Raw genomic sequence first — 13347 nt, 5'->3', positions numbered from 1 at the left:
CACCATAGGACTCGCGATGAACGCACCGAAAGACTTCCGCGCCATGACAGCCGACACCGTCGGCCGAGACATCCTGCAGGCGCTCGTTCTCGAATTGAAGCTGCTGCCGGAGGTGTGGACGAAGCTGTCCGAGGCCAAGCAGAACGACATCATCGACCGCCTCCGCGCCCGCGTGCAGGCAAACATCGCGATGGCCGTTCACACGTTGGCTAGCGCCGGTCGAACGGTTGTCGCGGGTGATCTCGACCAGATCACCATCAAGGATGGCGTGAAGGCCGTCATCAAGTTTGGTGCCAACGCACCGTCTCTGCACGAGCTGTACGACGCCCAGAGCAAAGCCGTGCTGGTCGTCGTGGCCAGCGCCGGCGACCACACGACCGGCATGGACGACGTGAAGGGAGAGGGCGATCAACGCGGCCTTGACCTCGGCGGCGAATACACCTCCGAAGACGGCGACGGCATGAACGGACCGACTGGTCTCAACGCTGACGATGTTGTCGATGCTGAGTTGAAGGCGATCGAGCACCAGCCGCTGCAGGAAGAGCTCGACGCAGCCGAAGAAGCAGGCTACATCGCTGCCAGTGAAGGCAAACCGCAGGGCGATTGCCCTGTCATGGCCGGCGCCCTGTGCATTGCATGGGTTAAAGGCTGGAAGCGGTGGCACGAAGAGCAGAAACCCGAATAAGCCCGCGCAACGACCCGCCATAACGAAAAGGATCGAACGTGAATACAGCGCTTTTCTACGACACCGAAACCAACGGTCTTCCGAACTGGAGCATGCCGTCCGAAGACCCGAGCCAGCCGCACATCACCCAACTGGCCGCCGAGTTGTGCGACGAGGCCAACGGCAATGTGCTGGCCTCCATGGACGTGCTGATCAGCCCGGACGGCTGGGCGATTCCCGAGGAAATCGCGGCGCTGACCGGAATCACAACGGAGCGCGCGCTTGCGGAAGGCATCCCGCTGTCCGAGGCATTGGCACAGTTCACCAGCCTGTGGCGTCGTGCAGCGCTGCGCGTCGGCCATAACGAATCTTTCGACGCGCGGATGGTGCGCATCGAGTACTTCCGCGAGCTGGATCACGACGATCCGTTCCACGACGAGTGGAAGTCCGCGCCGGCCTTCTGCACCCAGGGCAAGTCCACGAAGATCATCAACCTGCCGCCCACCGAAAAGATGCTCGCTGCTGGCCGCAAGCACGCGAAGTCGCCGAATCTGGCCGAAGCATACGAGTTTTTCACCGGCACGAAGCTCGAGGGCGCGCATAACGCCGCGGTCGATCTGGCCGCATGCAAAGCGGTCTACTACGGCATCAAAAAGCATCTCGCGGTTGCCGCATAACAGTCGTCGCGTGGCGCGCGGTCAAGGGCGCGCCACGTTAGCAAATGCAGAGGAGATTTCTTGATGCAACGCAAACCCTACGCGGTGTCGATGCCGAGCTCGCGCGAGCAGCGCCGCGCCGAGATGCGCGCGGCGACGAAGCAACCGTTCACGCCGAGCGCTGCCGCTATGTCTACGCGGCCGCTGACGCCGAACGGCCATCTTCATACCGAAGCCTTTTGTCTCATGTGGTACGCGTGCGAATGCGGTCATCGCGAGCGCATCTGGAACAGTCGCGACGGCGTCACGCCGTTCGGCTTTCAGTGCCCGTCGTGCAAGGAGCCGAAGCTCAGGCACGTCAACTGGAATCTCGACCAGTACGCGCCGAAACATGTGCCGGCGCCGGGCCAGCGTGTCTGGATCGACCTGACGCGCGACCGCGCTCTCGAGATTGCGCGGCGCACCGTGAACCAAGTGGCGAAGGGCAACGTGCCCGTCGGCACGGACCTGAATCGCATCGCCGATGCTGTCTACAACGAGGGCAGGGCGCCTGATCTGGTGGTGTACGGGTACGTGGAGGCAGTCTGATGGAAGCGATCAAACACGGTGGTCCGGCGTTTCCGATCTCAAATCACGCGATGGTGCATTCGGTTGCGACCGCGGCGATTCAAGGGGTGACCGACTCGGCCGAGCGTGACCGCCTGTACATCGAAGCGCAGGCGCGCGCAACTGCTGGCATGACTCTGCGCGACTACTTCGCGGCGAAGGCGCTGACAGGCTGGATGGCAACGTATGCCACGGACGCGAATCACCCGTGCGGGAAAGATTCCCCTCAGGAATGGGCTGACGCAATCGCGGATGCGTCTTATCGACTAGCCGACGCCATGCTCCGCGCCCGAGGTCAATCATGAGCATAGAGATCGAAAAGTATTTGGGCACCGTAATGGAATCGACCGCCAAGACGATTGCGAGCCGGGTCGGCCTTGATCAACTCGACGTGTCGCGTGAACTGAACAGGATGGTCAAGGACGGTGTGCTCGAGCGTGAAATGAAAAAGGGCGAGTACGCGTACTGGCTCACACGCAAGGATTCGGCGCCTTCCGTCCAGCAGTCCGATACCGATGCTCGCCCGAAGTCCCTGATCGAGGCGGTCGTGACGGCTGCGAACGCGGCCACGCCGAAAGCAGCCAAGCCCGAGGCAGACGACATGCGTGAGCTAAGAGTGTCGGACCTGCTGGTCGTGCTGGGTGTTTCTCCGGACTCGCAGTTCAAGCTCATCGACGCGATCGACAACGCCAAGGCGCTCGTTACCGCACGCGATGAAGCAACCGTCGAGCGCGACGCGGCGCGTGCCGAGGTCGAAGCGCAGAAGACCGTCATCGCCAAGTTGAAAGAGAACGTTGCCGCGCTTGAGCAGTCGATCGACGACCTGACGGGCGTGGCGGATGTTCAGTTGCCGAAGGTCTACGTGACGGTCGGCCGCTATGCGAAGCCGAAACGGCACGCCGACCTCCCTCGCGCGCAACGGCGCGCCGCATCTCTGGTGCGCAACGAAAAGGAATCGGAAGTACTCGTGCTGGCACCAGTGGGTCGCATGGTGCGCGGCAGCGAGTGGCGATCGCAGTAAGTACGGCGCTGTGCTTAACCCGAAGGGCACGGCGTGTGTTTGGAAGGGGTGCGGTCCCGGCCCCGCTTTTTCAACAGGACAAAAATGAAACGCGATCCGATTTCCCTTCCGCTGGACCTCGGCAGTGAGTTGATCATCGACAACTTCGCCGGCGGCGGCGGAGCAAGCACCGGCCTCGAGCGTGCGTTCGGCCGACCGGTCGATGTGGCGATCAATCACGACCCGGAAGCGATCGCTATGCACACGGCCAATCACCCGCACACGACGCACTATTGCGAGAGCGTGTTCGACGTCGATCCGTCCGAGATCACTGGAAATCAGCCGCTCGCGCTGGTTTGGTTGTCGCCGGATTGCAAGCACTTCAGCAAAGCCAAAGGTGGCAAACCGGTATCGAAGAAGATTCGCGGCCTCGCGTGGATCGCGCTGCGCTGGGCGGCCAAGGGTAAGCCGCGCGTGATCATGCTGGAGAACGTCGAAGAATTTCAGACCTGGGGCCCGCTGGCGGCTGACGGAAAGCCAGACCTGAAACAGCGCGGCCGCACATTTCGGTCGTTCATCAATGCGCTACGCGCGCAGGGTTACACGGTCGACTGGAAGGAACTGCGCGCGTGCGACTTCGGCGCGCCGACCATCCGCAAGCGCCTGTTCCTCGTCGCGCGGCGAGATCACCTGCCGATCGTATGGCCAACGCCGACGCATGGCGATCCGAAGAGCGCCGCAGTGCGCACCGGCAAGTTGCTGCCGTGGCGCACGGCCGCCGAGTGCATCGACTGGTCGGTACCGTGCCCGTCGATATTCGAGCGGGCGCGGCCGCTGAAGGACGCGACGCTGCGGCGAATCGCCAAGGGCATCATGAAGTTCGTGGTGAACAGCGCGGATCCGTTCATCGTTTCCTATTACACCGCCGATGATCGCTTTCGCGGAGCGCCGATTGATGCGCCGCTCGGCACCACGACGACGGCTAACCGATTCGCCGTTGTCGCACCGACGCTCATGCACGTCACGCACCACGGCGCCGACCGCACAGCCGACATCACCGGGCCGCTCGCGACGGTCACCGGCGCCCACCGCGGCGAGCAGGCGCTTGTATCGGCGACGCTGATCCAAACGGGCTATGGCGAGCGCGCAGGCCAGGAGCCGCGCGTTCCCGGTCTCGACAAGCCGCTCGGCACCGCCGTCGCCGGCGGCGTCAAGCATGCAGTCGTGTCCGCTTTCCTCGCGAAGCACTACGGCGGCGTAGTCGGTACTGGCGTGGACGTCCCGACAGGCACCGTGACGACTTCGGATCACCATTCAGTTGTCACCGCGCAGTTGGTCGGCTGCGGCGGCCGCGCTGGCCAGTCCCGGCCGCGTGATGCGAGCGAGCCGATGGCAACCGTCACCAGCAAAGCCGACACGACCATTGTCACTTCGCATCTGCTGAAGCTGCGCAACAACCAGTTCGGCCAGGACGATCGCGAGCCGATGCCGACGCTCACCGCCGGCGGCGGCCATGTTGGCGAAGTGCGCGCGCTGCTCAAGAAGTATCACGGCCCGGAAGCGCTCGGCCTCGTGACCATTCGGGGAGAGACGTACGCGATCGTCGACATTGGCATGCGCATGCTGTCGCCGCGCGAGCTCGCACGTGCCCAAGGCTTTCCCGACAGCTACGTGCTGGATCCCGTGGTGAATGGGAAGCCGCTGTCGAAGAGCGCGCAGGTTCGAATGATCGGCAACAGTGTCTGTCCGGATGTTGCTACGGCGCTGATCGTCGCGAACTTTGCACACGAAAAGCAGATGGCTGGCGCGGCAGCGTGACAGACCGCGACTGGCATATCCGGATGGCGCGCACGTACCTCGCTCAGGCGATGGCCGTGCGTCGGTACCCGCAGCACTCCGGATGGCACGCGACGCTTTTGCACTGGGTAGCTAAACGACGACTTCAAGCGGCGGCGATCAGCAAAGAGCCTGCGCAAACCGAACTGTTCTGAGAGGTAAATCATGATGACGCTCAACCAATACTTCCTCGTCAAGATCGCAGAGGAAGCCTCGGAAATCGCGCAGATCGCGCTCAAGACGGCCCACTTCGGCCTGAGCGAGATTCAGCCGGGGCGCGCCGAGACAAACGCCGAGCGTGTGTACGGCGAACTGAACGATCTGCTGGCAATGGTGCATCGCCTCGGCGAAGTATCGAACGGCGAGTTCTGGTTCGACATCGGCTCGCCGGATCACGTGGCGATTGCGACGAAACTGGCGAAGGTCGAGCACTATCTCGCCTATTCTCAGTCGCTTGGCCTAGTTGAAACCGGAGGCCAAGCATGACTCCGTTGGACCTTATCGTAACGATCGCCCTCGTGTTGGCGCTCGGGCTGTCGCTGGATGCTTGTTTTGAGGTGTTGCTCGGGGAACGTCGATGAGCGAGAACAGCAAAATCGAATGGACCGATCACACCTTCAACCCGTGGGAGGGTTGCCAGAAGGTCGGCCCGGGTTGCGATCACTGCTATGCGGAGACGCGCAACGCACGCTATGGCGGAGGCGTCGCGATCAACTGGGGGCCCGGCGCGTCGCGTCGCCGCACGTCGAAAGCCAACTGGCGCAAGCCGCTTCAGTGGAACGCGAACCACGCCGATTTCTTCGCGGAGCACGGCCGCCGGCAACGCGTCTTCTGCGCTTCGCTCGCGGACGTGTTCGACAACGCGATTGATCCACGGTGGCGCGCCGATCTGTTCGACCTGATCGACGCGACGCCGAACCTCGACTGGCTGTTGCTCACGAAGCGGATCGGCAATGTCATGTCTATGGTCAGCGAGACGGCCCAGTATCAGTTCGACCTCGATTGTCTCGAAAAGCCGCGGCTCCCGGAGAATGTCTCGATCGGCGCGACGATCGTCGACCGCGACGAGATGTTGCGCGATGCAGGAAAGCTTCTCGCCGTGCCGGCTCGCGTGCGATTCTGGAGCGTCGAGCCGATGCTCGGTGACCTGGGAGAGATCCCGCTGGAACTGATGCCCGAGTGGGTGATCTGCGGGGGCGAAAGCGGCGCGAACGCACGCCCCATGCATCCGGATTGGGCTCGTGACCTTCGTGACCAGTGCGAAGCCGCTGGCGTGCCCTTTCTCTTCAAACAATGGGGCGAATGGGCGCCGGGAGAGAACTGCGGTGGCCCGATGAAGCGCACGGAGCGCGTTGCCGACTGGTTCGCTGACGAGTGGTCATTCAGCACGTTGACACCGAGCGCCGCGGTCGGCATGCACTACGACGACGAGCCGACGGTGTACCGCGTCGGCAAGAAGACAGCCGGCCGCCACCTCGATGGCCGCACACACGACGAATTTCCGCGAGGTGCCGAGTGAGCCAGTTCGACCTATTCGGCGATCCCATCGCAGAGGCACCGGCGCCAGCAGCCGATCCGTTCGCCGAAGTCCGCGCGGAGCACGCGGCCGCGATCGCCGCGCTGCCGGAGAAATTGCGCCCGCAGTGCGCTTCGGTCGGGCCGGTGCCGAGCGACAAGCCTCAACTCGAAGCGTTCTATCGCGTCAATCAGCGCCTGTACCTGCTATGGCTGATCGGCGCGATCGCGCGCGGCGTGTATCGGACTGGGAGCGAAGCCAACGCACCGTATGTGCTGATGAAGTTGAACGGACTGGGAGGGGAGTGGTGATGCAGATGGCTACAGGGACGAAGGAGCGACCGATCCTGATGAACGGCGAAATGGTGCGCGCGACGCTGCGCGGCGAGAGCCCGAAAACGCAGACGCGACGCATTGTGAAGTTGCCGCATAACAACCCGCTTGGCGTCTGGGAGCCGACGGTTATCGGTGGCCCGAACGGCGGTGTTACGGCGGCGGGCGAGACGATTCCTGAACAGGGCGCCATCTGGCATACGCGGACTGGCGACTGTTTGGCATGCCCGCACGGCCAGCCTGGCGACCGTTTGTGGGTGCGCGAGACATGGAGTAACGACTTCGCCGCCCATTACCCATACGACCGCGTTTGGTACGCAGCGGACGACGACCGGACGCACGAAATCGAAGTACGCGACGGCGTGCGCGGGATCTACAGCCCCGAGAGCGACGAGCACGTGCCGTTTCGTTGGCATCCGTCGATCCACATGCCGCGCTGGGCGTCCCGCATCACGCTCGAAGTCACCGGCGTGCGCGTCGAGCGGTTGCAGGACATCAGCGAGGCAGACGCCGAGGCCGAAGGCGTTCACGCAGGCTCGTGGGAATACGACAACGGCGAAGGCACTGAAACCGCACGCGAGTCGTTTCAATGCCTGTGGGACAGCCTCAACGCCGCGCGTGGCTATGGCTGGGATGCGAACCCGTGGGTGTGGGTGGTGAAATTTCGGAGGTTGCCGTGACGGACGTTTACTTGCCCCAAACGAGCGCCGCAACAGACACGAGTATGGCAATGGCCGAAACGACCAAAGAGAGCACGGAAATTATGATCGCACGCCGAGCATGCTCTGCTTGGGCCTCTGCCGCCGTTGCTGCTCTCGCTGCATCGGCTGCTTGCGATTCCGCAGCCTGTACCGACCTGCGCGCCAGCGCAACTTCATGCTGTCTGGCCTCTTCAGCTTTGGCGTCAGCGATCTCTTTATCGATGTACCCGAGAACTTGTATCGCTAAAACCCTGCGGTCGGCTCGAAGCCGCGTGCCGCTTACCATTTCTCGAAGAGCCTCAACACCGTTGAGCTCTGCATATGCGCGGATTCCTTTGGGTGAGTTGAAGTCCCAGTCTGACATTTCGATAGCCCCTGTCGCGAAGGCCACAGTATGCAATATCTGACAGACCATGATCTCGCCGGCGAGCGCGGCGCGCACATCAGCGATTGCGGCACGTACCGGTATCGGCTTTGGCGCGAGTGGGATCGTAGTAAGCCGACGCTCGCGTTCCTGATGCTCAACCCATCGACGGCCGATCACCTGACCGACGACCCGACCATCACGCGTTGCATGTCGCGCGCAATCGCTGGCAAGTACGGGCGGCTCGAAGTGGCCAACCTGTTCCCGCTTCGCGCGACGGATCCGGACGAACTCCTGACCCATCCAGAGCCGGTCGGGCCGAAGCGCGGCAGCGGACCCGCCGAAGGCGCCATTCTCGACGTCATCGAGAGGGCCCACACGGTGATCTGCGCGTGGGGCGCGCACCCTGCGGCTGCGCCGCGCGCCGCAGAAGTCATGCACATCATCCGACTCGTGGGCATGCGCAACAAGCTTTATCACCTTGGCCTGAACAAGGACGGCAGCCCGAAGCACCCGTTGTACATCGCGGCCAGCACCCGGCCGCAGCTGTTTCAGATTTAACAAATGAATGCCGCGCAACAAATTTGGAAATCACCCGCTGTATGTGGGAGCTGGAATGGACTCGATGTTCCTGACCGACGAAGAATTGACAGAGTTGACCGCCAAGCGCCAGAGCGCCGCACGGATCCGGGCGCTCCGTGGTATGGGTGTCGAACATAAGGTTCGCCCGGACGGCTCGATCGCCGTTCTCCGCGCGCATGTGGAACGTCTTTTCGGCGAAAAGACGAGCAAGCCTAAAATGAAAACTTGGCAACCCGCCTTTCACTGACCATGCCACGCGCTCGAAACAAAGAGAATGACGGCCTGCCGAAACGGTGGAAGCATCACCACGGAGCCTATTACTATCTCGTCCCCTCCGGGCAGGAGCCCGCTTGGGACGGGAAGAGAAAGTTCCGACTGGGTAAGACTCTCCCCGAGGCCTATAAAATCTGGGCGGAGCGCATCGGGCGAACCGACAACGTTCGCACTGTCGGCGATCTGCTGGACCGTTATGCGCTGGAAGTGATCCCGGCCAAGGCGCCATCAACGCAAACGCAGAATATGGCCGGGCTGAAAAACATCCGTGCGAAGTTCGGCACGGCACCCTTGGATGCCGTCGAACCAACGCACATTTATCAGTATTTGGACTGGCGCCCGGCAAAGACAGCGGCGAAGCGTGAGATCGAGATCCTGTCGCACGCCTTCACGATGGCCGTGAAGTGGGGCTATATCAAGACACACCCTTTCGCATGGCAATTGCGAATCGAGTCGGACGCGCCGCGGACCCGCTACGTGGAGGACTGGGAAATCGTCGAGTGCCTGTCGATCGACAGTAAGCGCAAGAAGGGCAGTGTGTTAGCCGTCCAGTCGTACATCCGGGTGAAGCTGCTCACTGGGATGCGCCGCGGCGATCTGCTGCGTCTGAGGATGGCGGACATGCAGGACGACGGCATTCACCTGGCGCCGAACAAGACCCTGAAGTCGACCGGCAAGCGAGTGATCATCCAGTGGTCGGACGAACTACGAGAGGCGGTCGCGATGGCGAAAGCCGTGCGTCCAGTGATGATCGGCCCTTACCTGTTCTGCAATCGGAGCGGGGAATGCTATATAGACGAGACGACTGGCAGAGCGGGAGGTTGGGAGTCTCTATGGCGCGGATTCATGGCGCGCGTCCTAAAGGAAACGAAGGTCACGGAGCGATTCACCGAGCATGACCTCCGGGCTAAGTGCGCAAGTGATGCGGAGACTCTCGCCCATGCACAGGCTTTGATGACGCATGCCGACAGCCGGATCACTGAGCGCATCTACAGGCGCAAGCCCGAGATGGTGAAACCGCTCAGGTAGGCTAAAAGTGGGTTATTCGAGGGGGTGGGTCGTAAACAAATCAACGGGTTACGCGATGATTTTAATTTTTGAGTAACCCACGTTGATTGGCTGATAGGCTTATCTGGCAAGGCGCGGCGGCGAATTGGCGGACCGGTTAATAACCTATCCGGGGTTCGAATCCCCGTCTCTCCGCCAGGAACGAATGATAAGCCGTTGAATCCCCAAGGATTCAACGGCTTTTTGTTTTCTCGCCAGCCTTTCTGGCATCTCGCCGCCGCAAACATTCTGTAATCTGTAGAATGCGCGGATGGAGACACATAGCATCCGAGACGCAAGCTCTTTGCGCTACGTGACCGGCCTCGATGGACTCCGAGCCATTTCGATGATGCTGGTCGTTCTATTCCACTACACGAGCTATTTTTCCAGCAGCCTCTCGGAGTCGGGTGGCGCATGGTCCGGCATCGTGCGTATCGCGTCGACCGGCTGGATAGGCGTGGACGTGTTTTTCGTGATCTCGGGCTTTCTCATCACCACGACGCTACTAAAGCGGCCCGTCAATTCAGTCGCGTCCTACGCAAAATTCATCCAACGCCGGGCCATCCGGTTGCTGCCGGCCTACGTCGCGAGCTTGCTGATATTCACGCTTGTCGCGCTGCTGATCGACCCGCATAGCAAGGTGTTGAAAAACGAGTACCTGCTATGGACATTCACGGCCAGTCTGCAGTCGCTGTTCGGCGATCGGGTCGCGCTGGCCGATCAACATTTCACCATGGCGCATTTCTGGACGCTGGCCGTGGAATGGCATTTCTATATTGTCTTCCCGATTCTCGTCGCCCGTTTTCATTCGTACTTTCGCCCGGCCTTGGCGCTCCTGCTGGTGGCGATATCGTTCAGAGTGGCGTGCCATTTTGCCGGAATTTCCGACAACGGCATCTATACTTTCACGCTTTGCCGGATCGACTCGATTGCAGTAGGCTGCCTGCTGGCGCTCGTGCCTTCCCACCTTCGTTCCAGGCAGTCCGCAGCGGCAGGCGTACTCGGTGCGGCGATGTTCATGGCGATCTGGATTGCGTTGGCATGTTCAAATGTCCCGTTCAAAACCCTGGCGTGGCTTCAGACGTTCGGATATACGCTGCTAGCCGTGTCAGTCGCATTGATGATTTACCGGGTCATCCATTCCTCTCCGCGTTCGCCGATCGTGCGTGCGCTGGAATTCAAGCCGCTTGCCTCAATAGGGCGCGCGAGCTATAGCCTGTACATCTGGCACGTGCCTTTTTATCCCGCCATTGCGCTGCTGGCGCAACGCAATTTCGCGGACATCCGGCTTGCGTATCTGGTCGCGGTAGCGGCCGGCGTCGTGGTGACGGCGGCGCTCGGCGGCCTCTCGTATCTGCTCGTCGAATCCCGATTCACCCGGGCGCGTCCGCCGGTTCTCGCCTGAAGGCGCCGAGCCGTTTTGTCACTGCCGGCGACGCGCGCCGCGCGAGGCCGTAAACCAAAACAAATCATCTTGCTCTAAACTGGCGGCCGTCCAAGCCCGCCCAGTCAACAGCACGAACACCATGCCTCCAGCGCCCGCCGAACCGCCCGGCTCTTCATCCGTTAGTTTGCCGAAACACCCCGCCTTTCAACGTTTCTGGTGCACTCGCATCCTCTCGTCGCTGTCGTTCCAGATGCTCGCGGTGGCAATGGGCTGGCACATTTACGCGCTCACGCATAGCGCCTTCGCACTCGGCCTCGTCGGCCTCGCGCAATTTCTGCCGATGTTCGTGCTGACGCTCGTCGTCGGCCAGGTCGCCGACCGTTACGACCGCCGCCGTATCGCGGCCATCTGCCAAAGCCTCGAAAGCGTCGCTGCGTTTTTATTCGCTGTCGGCACCTTCGGCGGCTGGATCAGCGCACCCATGATTTATGTGCTGGCCGCATGCGTCGGCGCGGCGCGCGCCTTCGAATCGCCCGCGGTCGCTTCGCTATTGCCGGGCGTCGTGCCGCGCGGGCAGTTGCCCAAAGCGACGGCATGGGCCACTTCGGCGAATCAGACTGCGCAGATCGCGGGCCCGGCGTTGGGTGGTCTGCTCTACGGCATCGGCCCCGGCGCGGCCTATCTCGCCTGCACGCTGTCATTCGCGGCTGCGGCCGCAGCCGTGTCGGGCATCTCGCTACAGGCGAAGCCGGCAAACCGCGCACCCGTCACGCTTGAATCGGTGTTCTCGGGCATTGCCTTCATTCGCCGCGAACCGGTGATTCTCGGCGCGTTGTCGCTCGATCTGTTCGCCGTGCTGTTCGGCGGTGCGACCGCGCTGTTGCCGATCTTCGCGCGCGATATCCTGCACACGGGGCCGCTCGGACTCGGCCTGCTGCGTTCGGGCACCGCCATCGGCGCACTCGCGGGCACTATCTGGCTTGCGCATTTTCCGCTGCGCAACCGGCCGGGCGCGGCGATGTTCGGCGGCGTGATCGCGTTCGGCGCGGCCACGGTCGTATTCGGTCTGTCGCATCAATTTCTCGCGTCGCTCGTCGCGCTGATGGTGCTCGGCGCCTCCGACACCATCAGCGTGGTCGTGCGTCTGTCGCTCGTGCAACTGCGCACACCAGAAGAAATGCTCGGACGCGTCAGCGCGGTCAACTCGCTTTTCATCGGGACGTCGAATCAATTGGGCGAGTTTGAATCCGGTGTGACGGCGGGGTGGTGGGGCGCGCAACCGGCCGTGCTGGTGGGCGGCGTGGCAACCATCGCGGTCGCCTTGCTCTGGATGCGCTTCTTCCCGGAACTCAGACGCACGCGCTCGCTGGAGCGCGAAGAGGATCTGGCGCCGAGCCGTTGACCGACGCAGCACCCTGCTTCAGGCCTGCGCGGCGCTCACGCGCAGCGCGGTCCATCGCACCGTCGCCAGAATCGATGCCGCGACGATCAATGCCCCGCCGACCCACGCCGTCACCGAAATTCGCTCGCCCAACCAGATGCAGGCAAACAATGCCCCGAACGCCGGTTCGCTGCCCATCAGCAGCGAGACGCGCGTCGGACTGCTGCGCTTGATCGCGAAGTTCTGCGCGAAGAACGCGAACAGCGTGCACGCGATCACCAGATAGCCGACATAGCCCCAGAACGCCGCATGATCCGCAATCGAGGGCACAGGCTGCCACTGCTGCGGCGCGAACAGCCAGGCGGCCGCGGCGCTGCCGAATGCCACCACGCCAGACTGAACCGCTGTCACCGACAGCGCCGGCAGCGCCGAATCGCGCATCACGCGTTTGGTTACACACACCGTTAACGCGCGCAACAGCGCGGCAAGCAGAATCAGCGCGTCGCCGGGATTGAGGCTCAGTTCACCGTCGCCGGCGAGCAGCCACGCGCCCAGCAGCGAAAGCCCCACCGCCAGCCATTCGATGCGGCTCGGCTTGCGCTTGAGCAGCAACCATTCGACGAGCGGCGTCAACACCACGCACAAGCTGATCAGAAACGCGGCGTTGGCCGCACGCGTCATCAGGATCCCGAAGGTTTCGCACAAAAAAATCCCGAGCAGCAGCGCGCCGGCGACCAGCACGCCGCGCAGCGTGCGGGCGTCGGCCGCGCGCAGGTGGCGCAGGGCAGGCGAGAGGATCACGAATGTGATACCGAAGCGCAGCGCGAGCAAACCGAGCACCGGATAAAACACCAGCGCGCTTTTGACGACACCGTAGCTGGTGCCCCACACGACGGCGACGGCAAGCAGCATCAGATCGGACAACATGAGCAGGCGTTCTTGTTTCGACATGGACGACCTCGAGCTAATAAGGTCGTATTGTCGAACTTTGCGCCAAGCGTG

17 protein-coding genes are annotated in these 13347 nt (G+C 62.5%); 15 read left to right on the top strand and 2 right to left on the bottom strand.

Annotation, left to right across the window (positions count from 1 at the left end; genetic code table 11):
• Positions 1-16 precede the first annotated feature (16 nt).
• The 10 genes from B0G82_RS19420 to B0G82_RS19375 all read left to right on the top strand — a co-directional run bounded on the left by B0G82_RS19420 (position 17) and on the right by B0G82_RS19375 (position 7290).
• On the top strand, positions 17-685 hold the full coding sequence (locus B0G82_RS19420) for a cell division protein FtsK (RefSeq protein ID WP_121308495.1): 669 nt from the start codon (positions 17-19) through the stop codon (positions 683-685).
• 38 nt (positions 686-723) lie between these two features.
• The gene (locus B0G82_RS19415) at positions 724-1341 is read left to right on the top strand and encodes a 3'-5' exonuclease (RefSeq protein ID WP_121308494.1); all 618 of its coding nucleotides are present in this window, start codon (positions 724-726) and stop codon (positions 1339-1341) included.
• Between the two features lie 63 nt (positions 1342-1404).
• Positions 1405-1908, top strand: coding sequence for a hypothetical protein (locus B0G82_RS19410; protein ID WP_121308493.1), 504 nt, complete (start codon positions 1405-1407; stop codon positions 1906-1908).
• Entirely contained in the window at positions 1908-2231 is a 324-nt protein-coding gene (locus B0G82_RS19405; protein WP_121308492.1) for a hypothetical protein, read from the top strand. Before B0G82_RS19410 ends, B0G82_RS19405 begins: the two co-directional genes overlap by 1 nt.
• Positions 2228-2947, top strand: a complete 720-nt coding sequence (locus B0G82_RS19400) for a hypothetical protein (protein ID WP_121308491.1) — start codon at positions 2228-2230, stop codon at positions 2945-2947. Before B0G82_RS19405 ends, B0G82_RS19400 begins: the two co-directional genes overlap by 4 nt.
• Positions 2948-3031: 84 nt before the next feature.
• Positions 3032-4744, top strand: coding sequence for a DNA cytosine methyltransferase (locus B0G82_RS19395; RefSeq protein ID WP_121308490.1), 1713 nt, complete (start codon positions 3032-3034; stop codon positions 4742-4744).
• Positions 4745-4927: 183 nt separating this feature from the next.
• Complete coding sequence (locus tag B0G82_RS19390) at positions 4928-5248, top strand: hypothetical protein (protein ID WP_121308489.1); 321 nt, start codon at positions 4928-4930, stop codon at positions 5246-5248.
• A 91-nt stretch (positions 5249-5339) separates the two neighbouring features.
• The gene (locus B0G82_RS19385) at positions 5340-6281 is read left to right on the top strand and encodes a phage Gp37/Gp68 family protein (RefSeq protein ID WP_121308488.1); all 942 of its coding nucleotides are present in this window, start codon (positions 5340-5342) and stop codon (positions 6279-6281) included.
• Positions 6278-6589, top strand: a complete 312-nt coding sequence (locus B0G82_RS19380; RefSeq protein ID WP_121308487.1) for a hypothetical protein — start codon at positions 6278-6280, stop codon at positions 6587-6589. Before B0G82_RS19385 ends, B0G82_RS19380 begins: the two co-directional genes overlap by 4 nt.
• 5 nt (positions 6590-6594) lie before the next feature.
• Positions 6595-7290, top strand: coding sequence for a hypothetical protein (locus B0G82_RS19375; RefSeq protein ID WP_121308766.1), 696 nt, complete (start codon positions 6595-6597; stop codon positions 7288-7290).
• 7 nt (positions 7291-7297) lie between these two features.
• Here the strand turns inward: B0G82_RS19375 and B0G82_RS19370 are convergent, their stop codons facing one another.
• Positions 7298-7675 (bottom strand): hypothetical protein, encoded by a 378-nt coding sequence (locus B0G82_RS19370; protein WP_147439514.1) that lies wholly within the window; start codon positions 7673-7675, stop codon positions 7298-7300.
• Between the two features lie 30 nt (positions 7676-7705).
• On the opposite strand from B0G82_RS19370, the gene B0G82_RS19365 reads away from it, so the two are divergent.
• From B0G82_RS19365 to B0G82_RS19345, 5 genes are all read left to right on the top strand, one after another.
• Entirely contained in the window at positions 7706-8236 is a 531-nt protein-coding gene (locus B0G82_RS19365) for a DUF1643 domain-containing protein (RefSeq protein ID WP_121308485.1), read from the top strand.
• A gap of 55 nt (positions 8237-8291) precedes the next feature.
• Positions 8292-8504: a DUF4224 domain-containing protein gene (locus tag B0G82_RS19360; protein ID WP_241974633.1), complete on the top strand. Its 213-nt coding sequence runs from the start codon at positions 8292-8294 to the stop codon at positions 8502-8504.
• Positions 8483-9559 carry a tyrosine-type recombinase/integrase gene (locus B0G82_RS19355; protein WP_241974632.1) on the top strand — a complete coding sequence of 359 codons (1077 nt, stop codon included), beginning with the start codon at positions 8483-8485 and terminating at the stop codon, positions 9557-9559. Before B0G82_RS19360 ends, B0G82_RS19355 begins: the two co-directional genes overlap by 22 nt.
• A 289-nt stretch (positions 9560-9848) precedes the next feature.
• The gene (locus B0G82_RS19350; protein WP_116142403.1) at positions 9849-10982 is read left to right on the top strand and encodes an acyltransferase; all 1134 of its coding nucleotides are present in this window, start codon (positions 9849-9851) and stop codon (positions 10980-10982) included.
• Positions 10983-11103: 121 nt separating this feature from the next.
• Positions 11104-12366 carry an MFS transporter gene (locus tag B0G82_RS19345; RefSeq protein ID WP_116142402.1) on the top strand — a complete coding sequence of 421 codons (1263 nt, stop codon included), beginning with the start codon at positions 11104-11106 and terminating at the stop codon, positions 12364-12366.
• Positions 12367-12384: 18 nt separating this feature from the next.
• Here the strand turns inward: B0G82_RS19345 and B0G82_RS19340 are convergent, their stop codons facing one another.
• The gene (locus B0G82_RS19340; RefSeq protein WP_121308482.1) at positions 12385-13296 is read right to left on the bottom strand and encodes an EamA family transporter; all 912 of its coding nucleotides are present in this window, start codon (positions 13294-13296) and stop codon (positions 12385-12387) included.
• Positions 13297-13347: the final 51 nt, after the last annotated feature.

The organism is Paraburkholderia sp. BL17N1, from assembly GCF_003634175.1.
GTDB lineage: Bacteria > Pseudomonadota > Gammaproteobacteria > Burkholderiales > Burkholderiaceae > Paraburkholderia.
The sequence above is the reverse complement of the archived record's forward strand: the minus strand, read 5'-3'. Positions and strand labels throughout refer to the sequence as shown.

Excerpts from the sequence above, each read along its gene's own strand:
- B0G82_RS19345 (WP_116142402.1), top strand. The coding sequence starts at position 11,104 with ATGCCTCCAGCGCCCGCCGAACCGCCCGGCTCTTCATCCGTTAGTTTG.
- B0G82_RS19365 (WP_121308485.1), top strand. The coding sequence starts at position 7,706 with ATGCAATATCTGACAGACCATGATCTCGCCGGCGAGCGCGGCGCGCAC.
- B0G82_RS19400 (WP_121308491.1), top strand. The coding sequence starts at position 2,228 with ATGAGCATAGAGATCGAAAAGTATTTGGGCACCGTAATGGAATCGACC.
- B0G82_RS19370 (WP_147439514.1), bottom strand. The coding sequence starts at position 7,675 with ATGTCAGACTGGGACTTCAACTCACCCAAAGGAATCCGCGCATATGCA.
- B0G82_RS19390 (WP_121308489.1), top strand. The coding sequence starts at position 4,928 with ATGATGACGCTCAACCAATACTTCCTCGTCAAGATCGCAGAGGAAGCC.
- B0G82_RS19360 (WP_241974633.1), top strand. The coding sequence starts at position 8,292 with ATGGACTCGATGTTCCTGACCGACGAAGAATTGACAGAGTTGACCGCC.
- B0G82_RS19410 (WP_121308493.1), top strand. The coding sequence starts at position 1,405 with ATGCAACGCAAACCCTACGCGGTGTCGATGCCGAGCTCGCGCGAGCAG.
- B0G82_RS19395 (WP_121308490.1), top strand. The coding sequence starts at position 3,032 with ATGAAACGCGATCCGATTTCCCTTCCGCTGGACCTCGGCAGTGAGTTG.
- B0G82_RS19405 (WP_121308492.1), top strand. The coding sequence starts at position 1,908 with ATGGAAGCGATCAAACACGGTGGTCCGGCGTTTCCGATCTCAAATCAC.
- B0G82_RS19340 (WP_121308482.1), bottom strand. The coding sequence starts at position 13,296 with ATGTCGAAACAAGAACGCCTGCTCATGTTGTCCGATCTGATGCTGCTT.
- B0G82_RS19385 (WP_121308488.1), top strand. The coding sequence starts at position 5,340 with ATGAGCGAGAACAGCAAAATCGAATGGACCGATCACACCTTCAACCCG.
- B0G82_RS19420 (WP_121308495.1), top strand. The coding sequence starts at position 17 with ATGAACGCACCGAAAGACTTCCGCGCCATGACAGCCGACACCGTCGGC.
- B0G82_RS19350 (WP_116142403.1), top strand. The coding sequence starts at position 9,849 with ATGGAGACACATAGCATCCGAGACGCAAGCTCTTTGCGCTACGTGACC.
- B0G82_RS19375 (WP_121308766.1), top strand. The coding sequence starts at position 6,595 with ATGGCTACAGGGACGAAGGAGCGACCGATCCTGATGAACGGCGAAATG.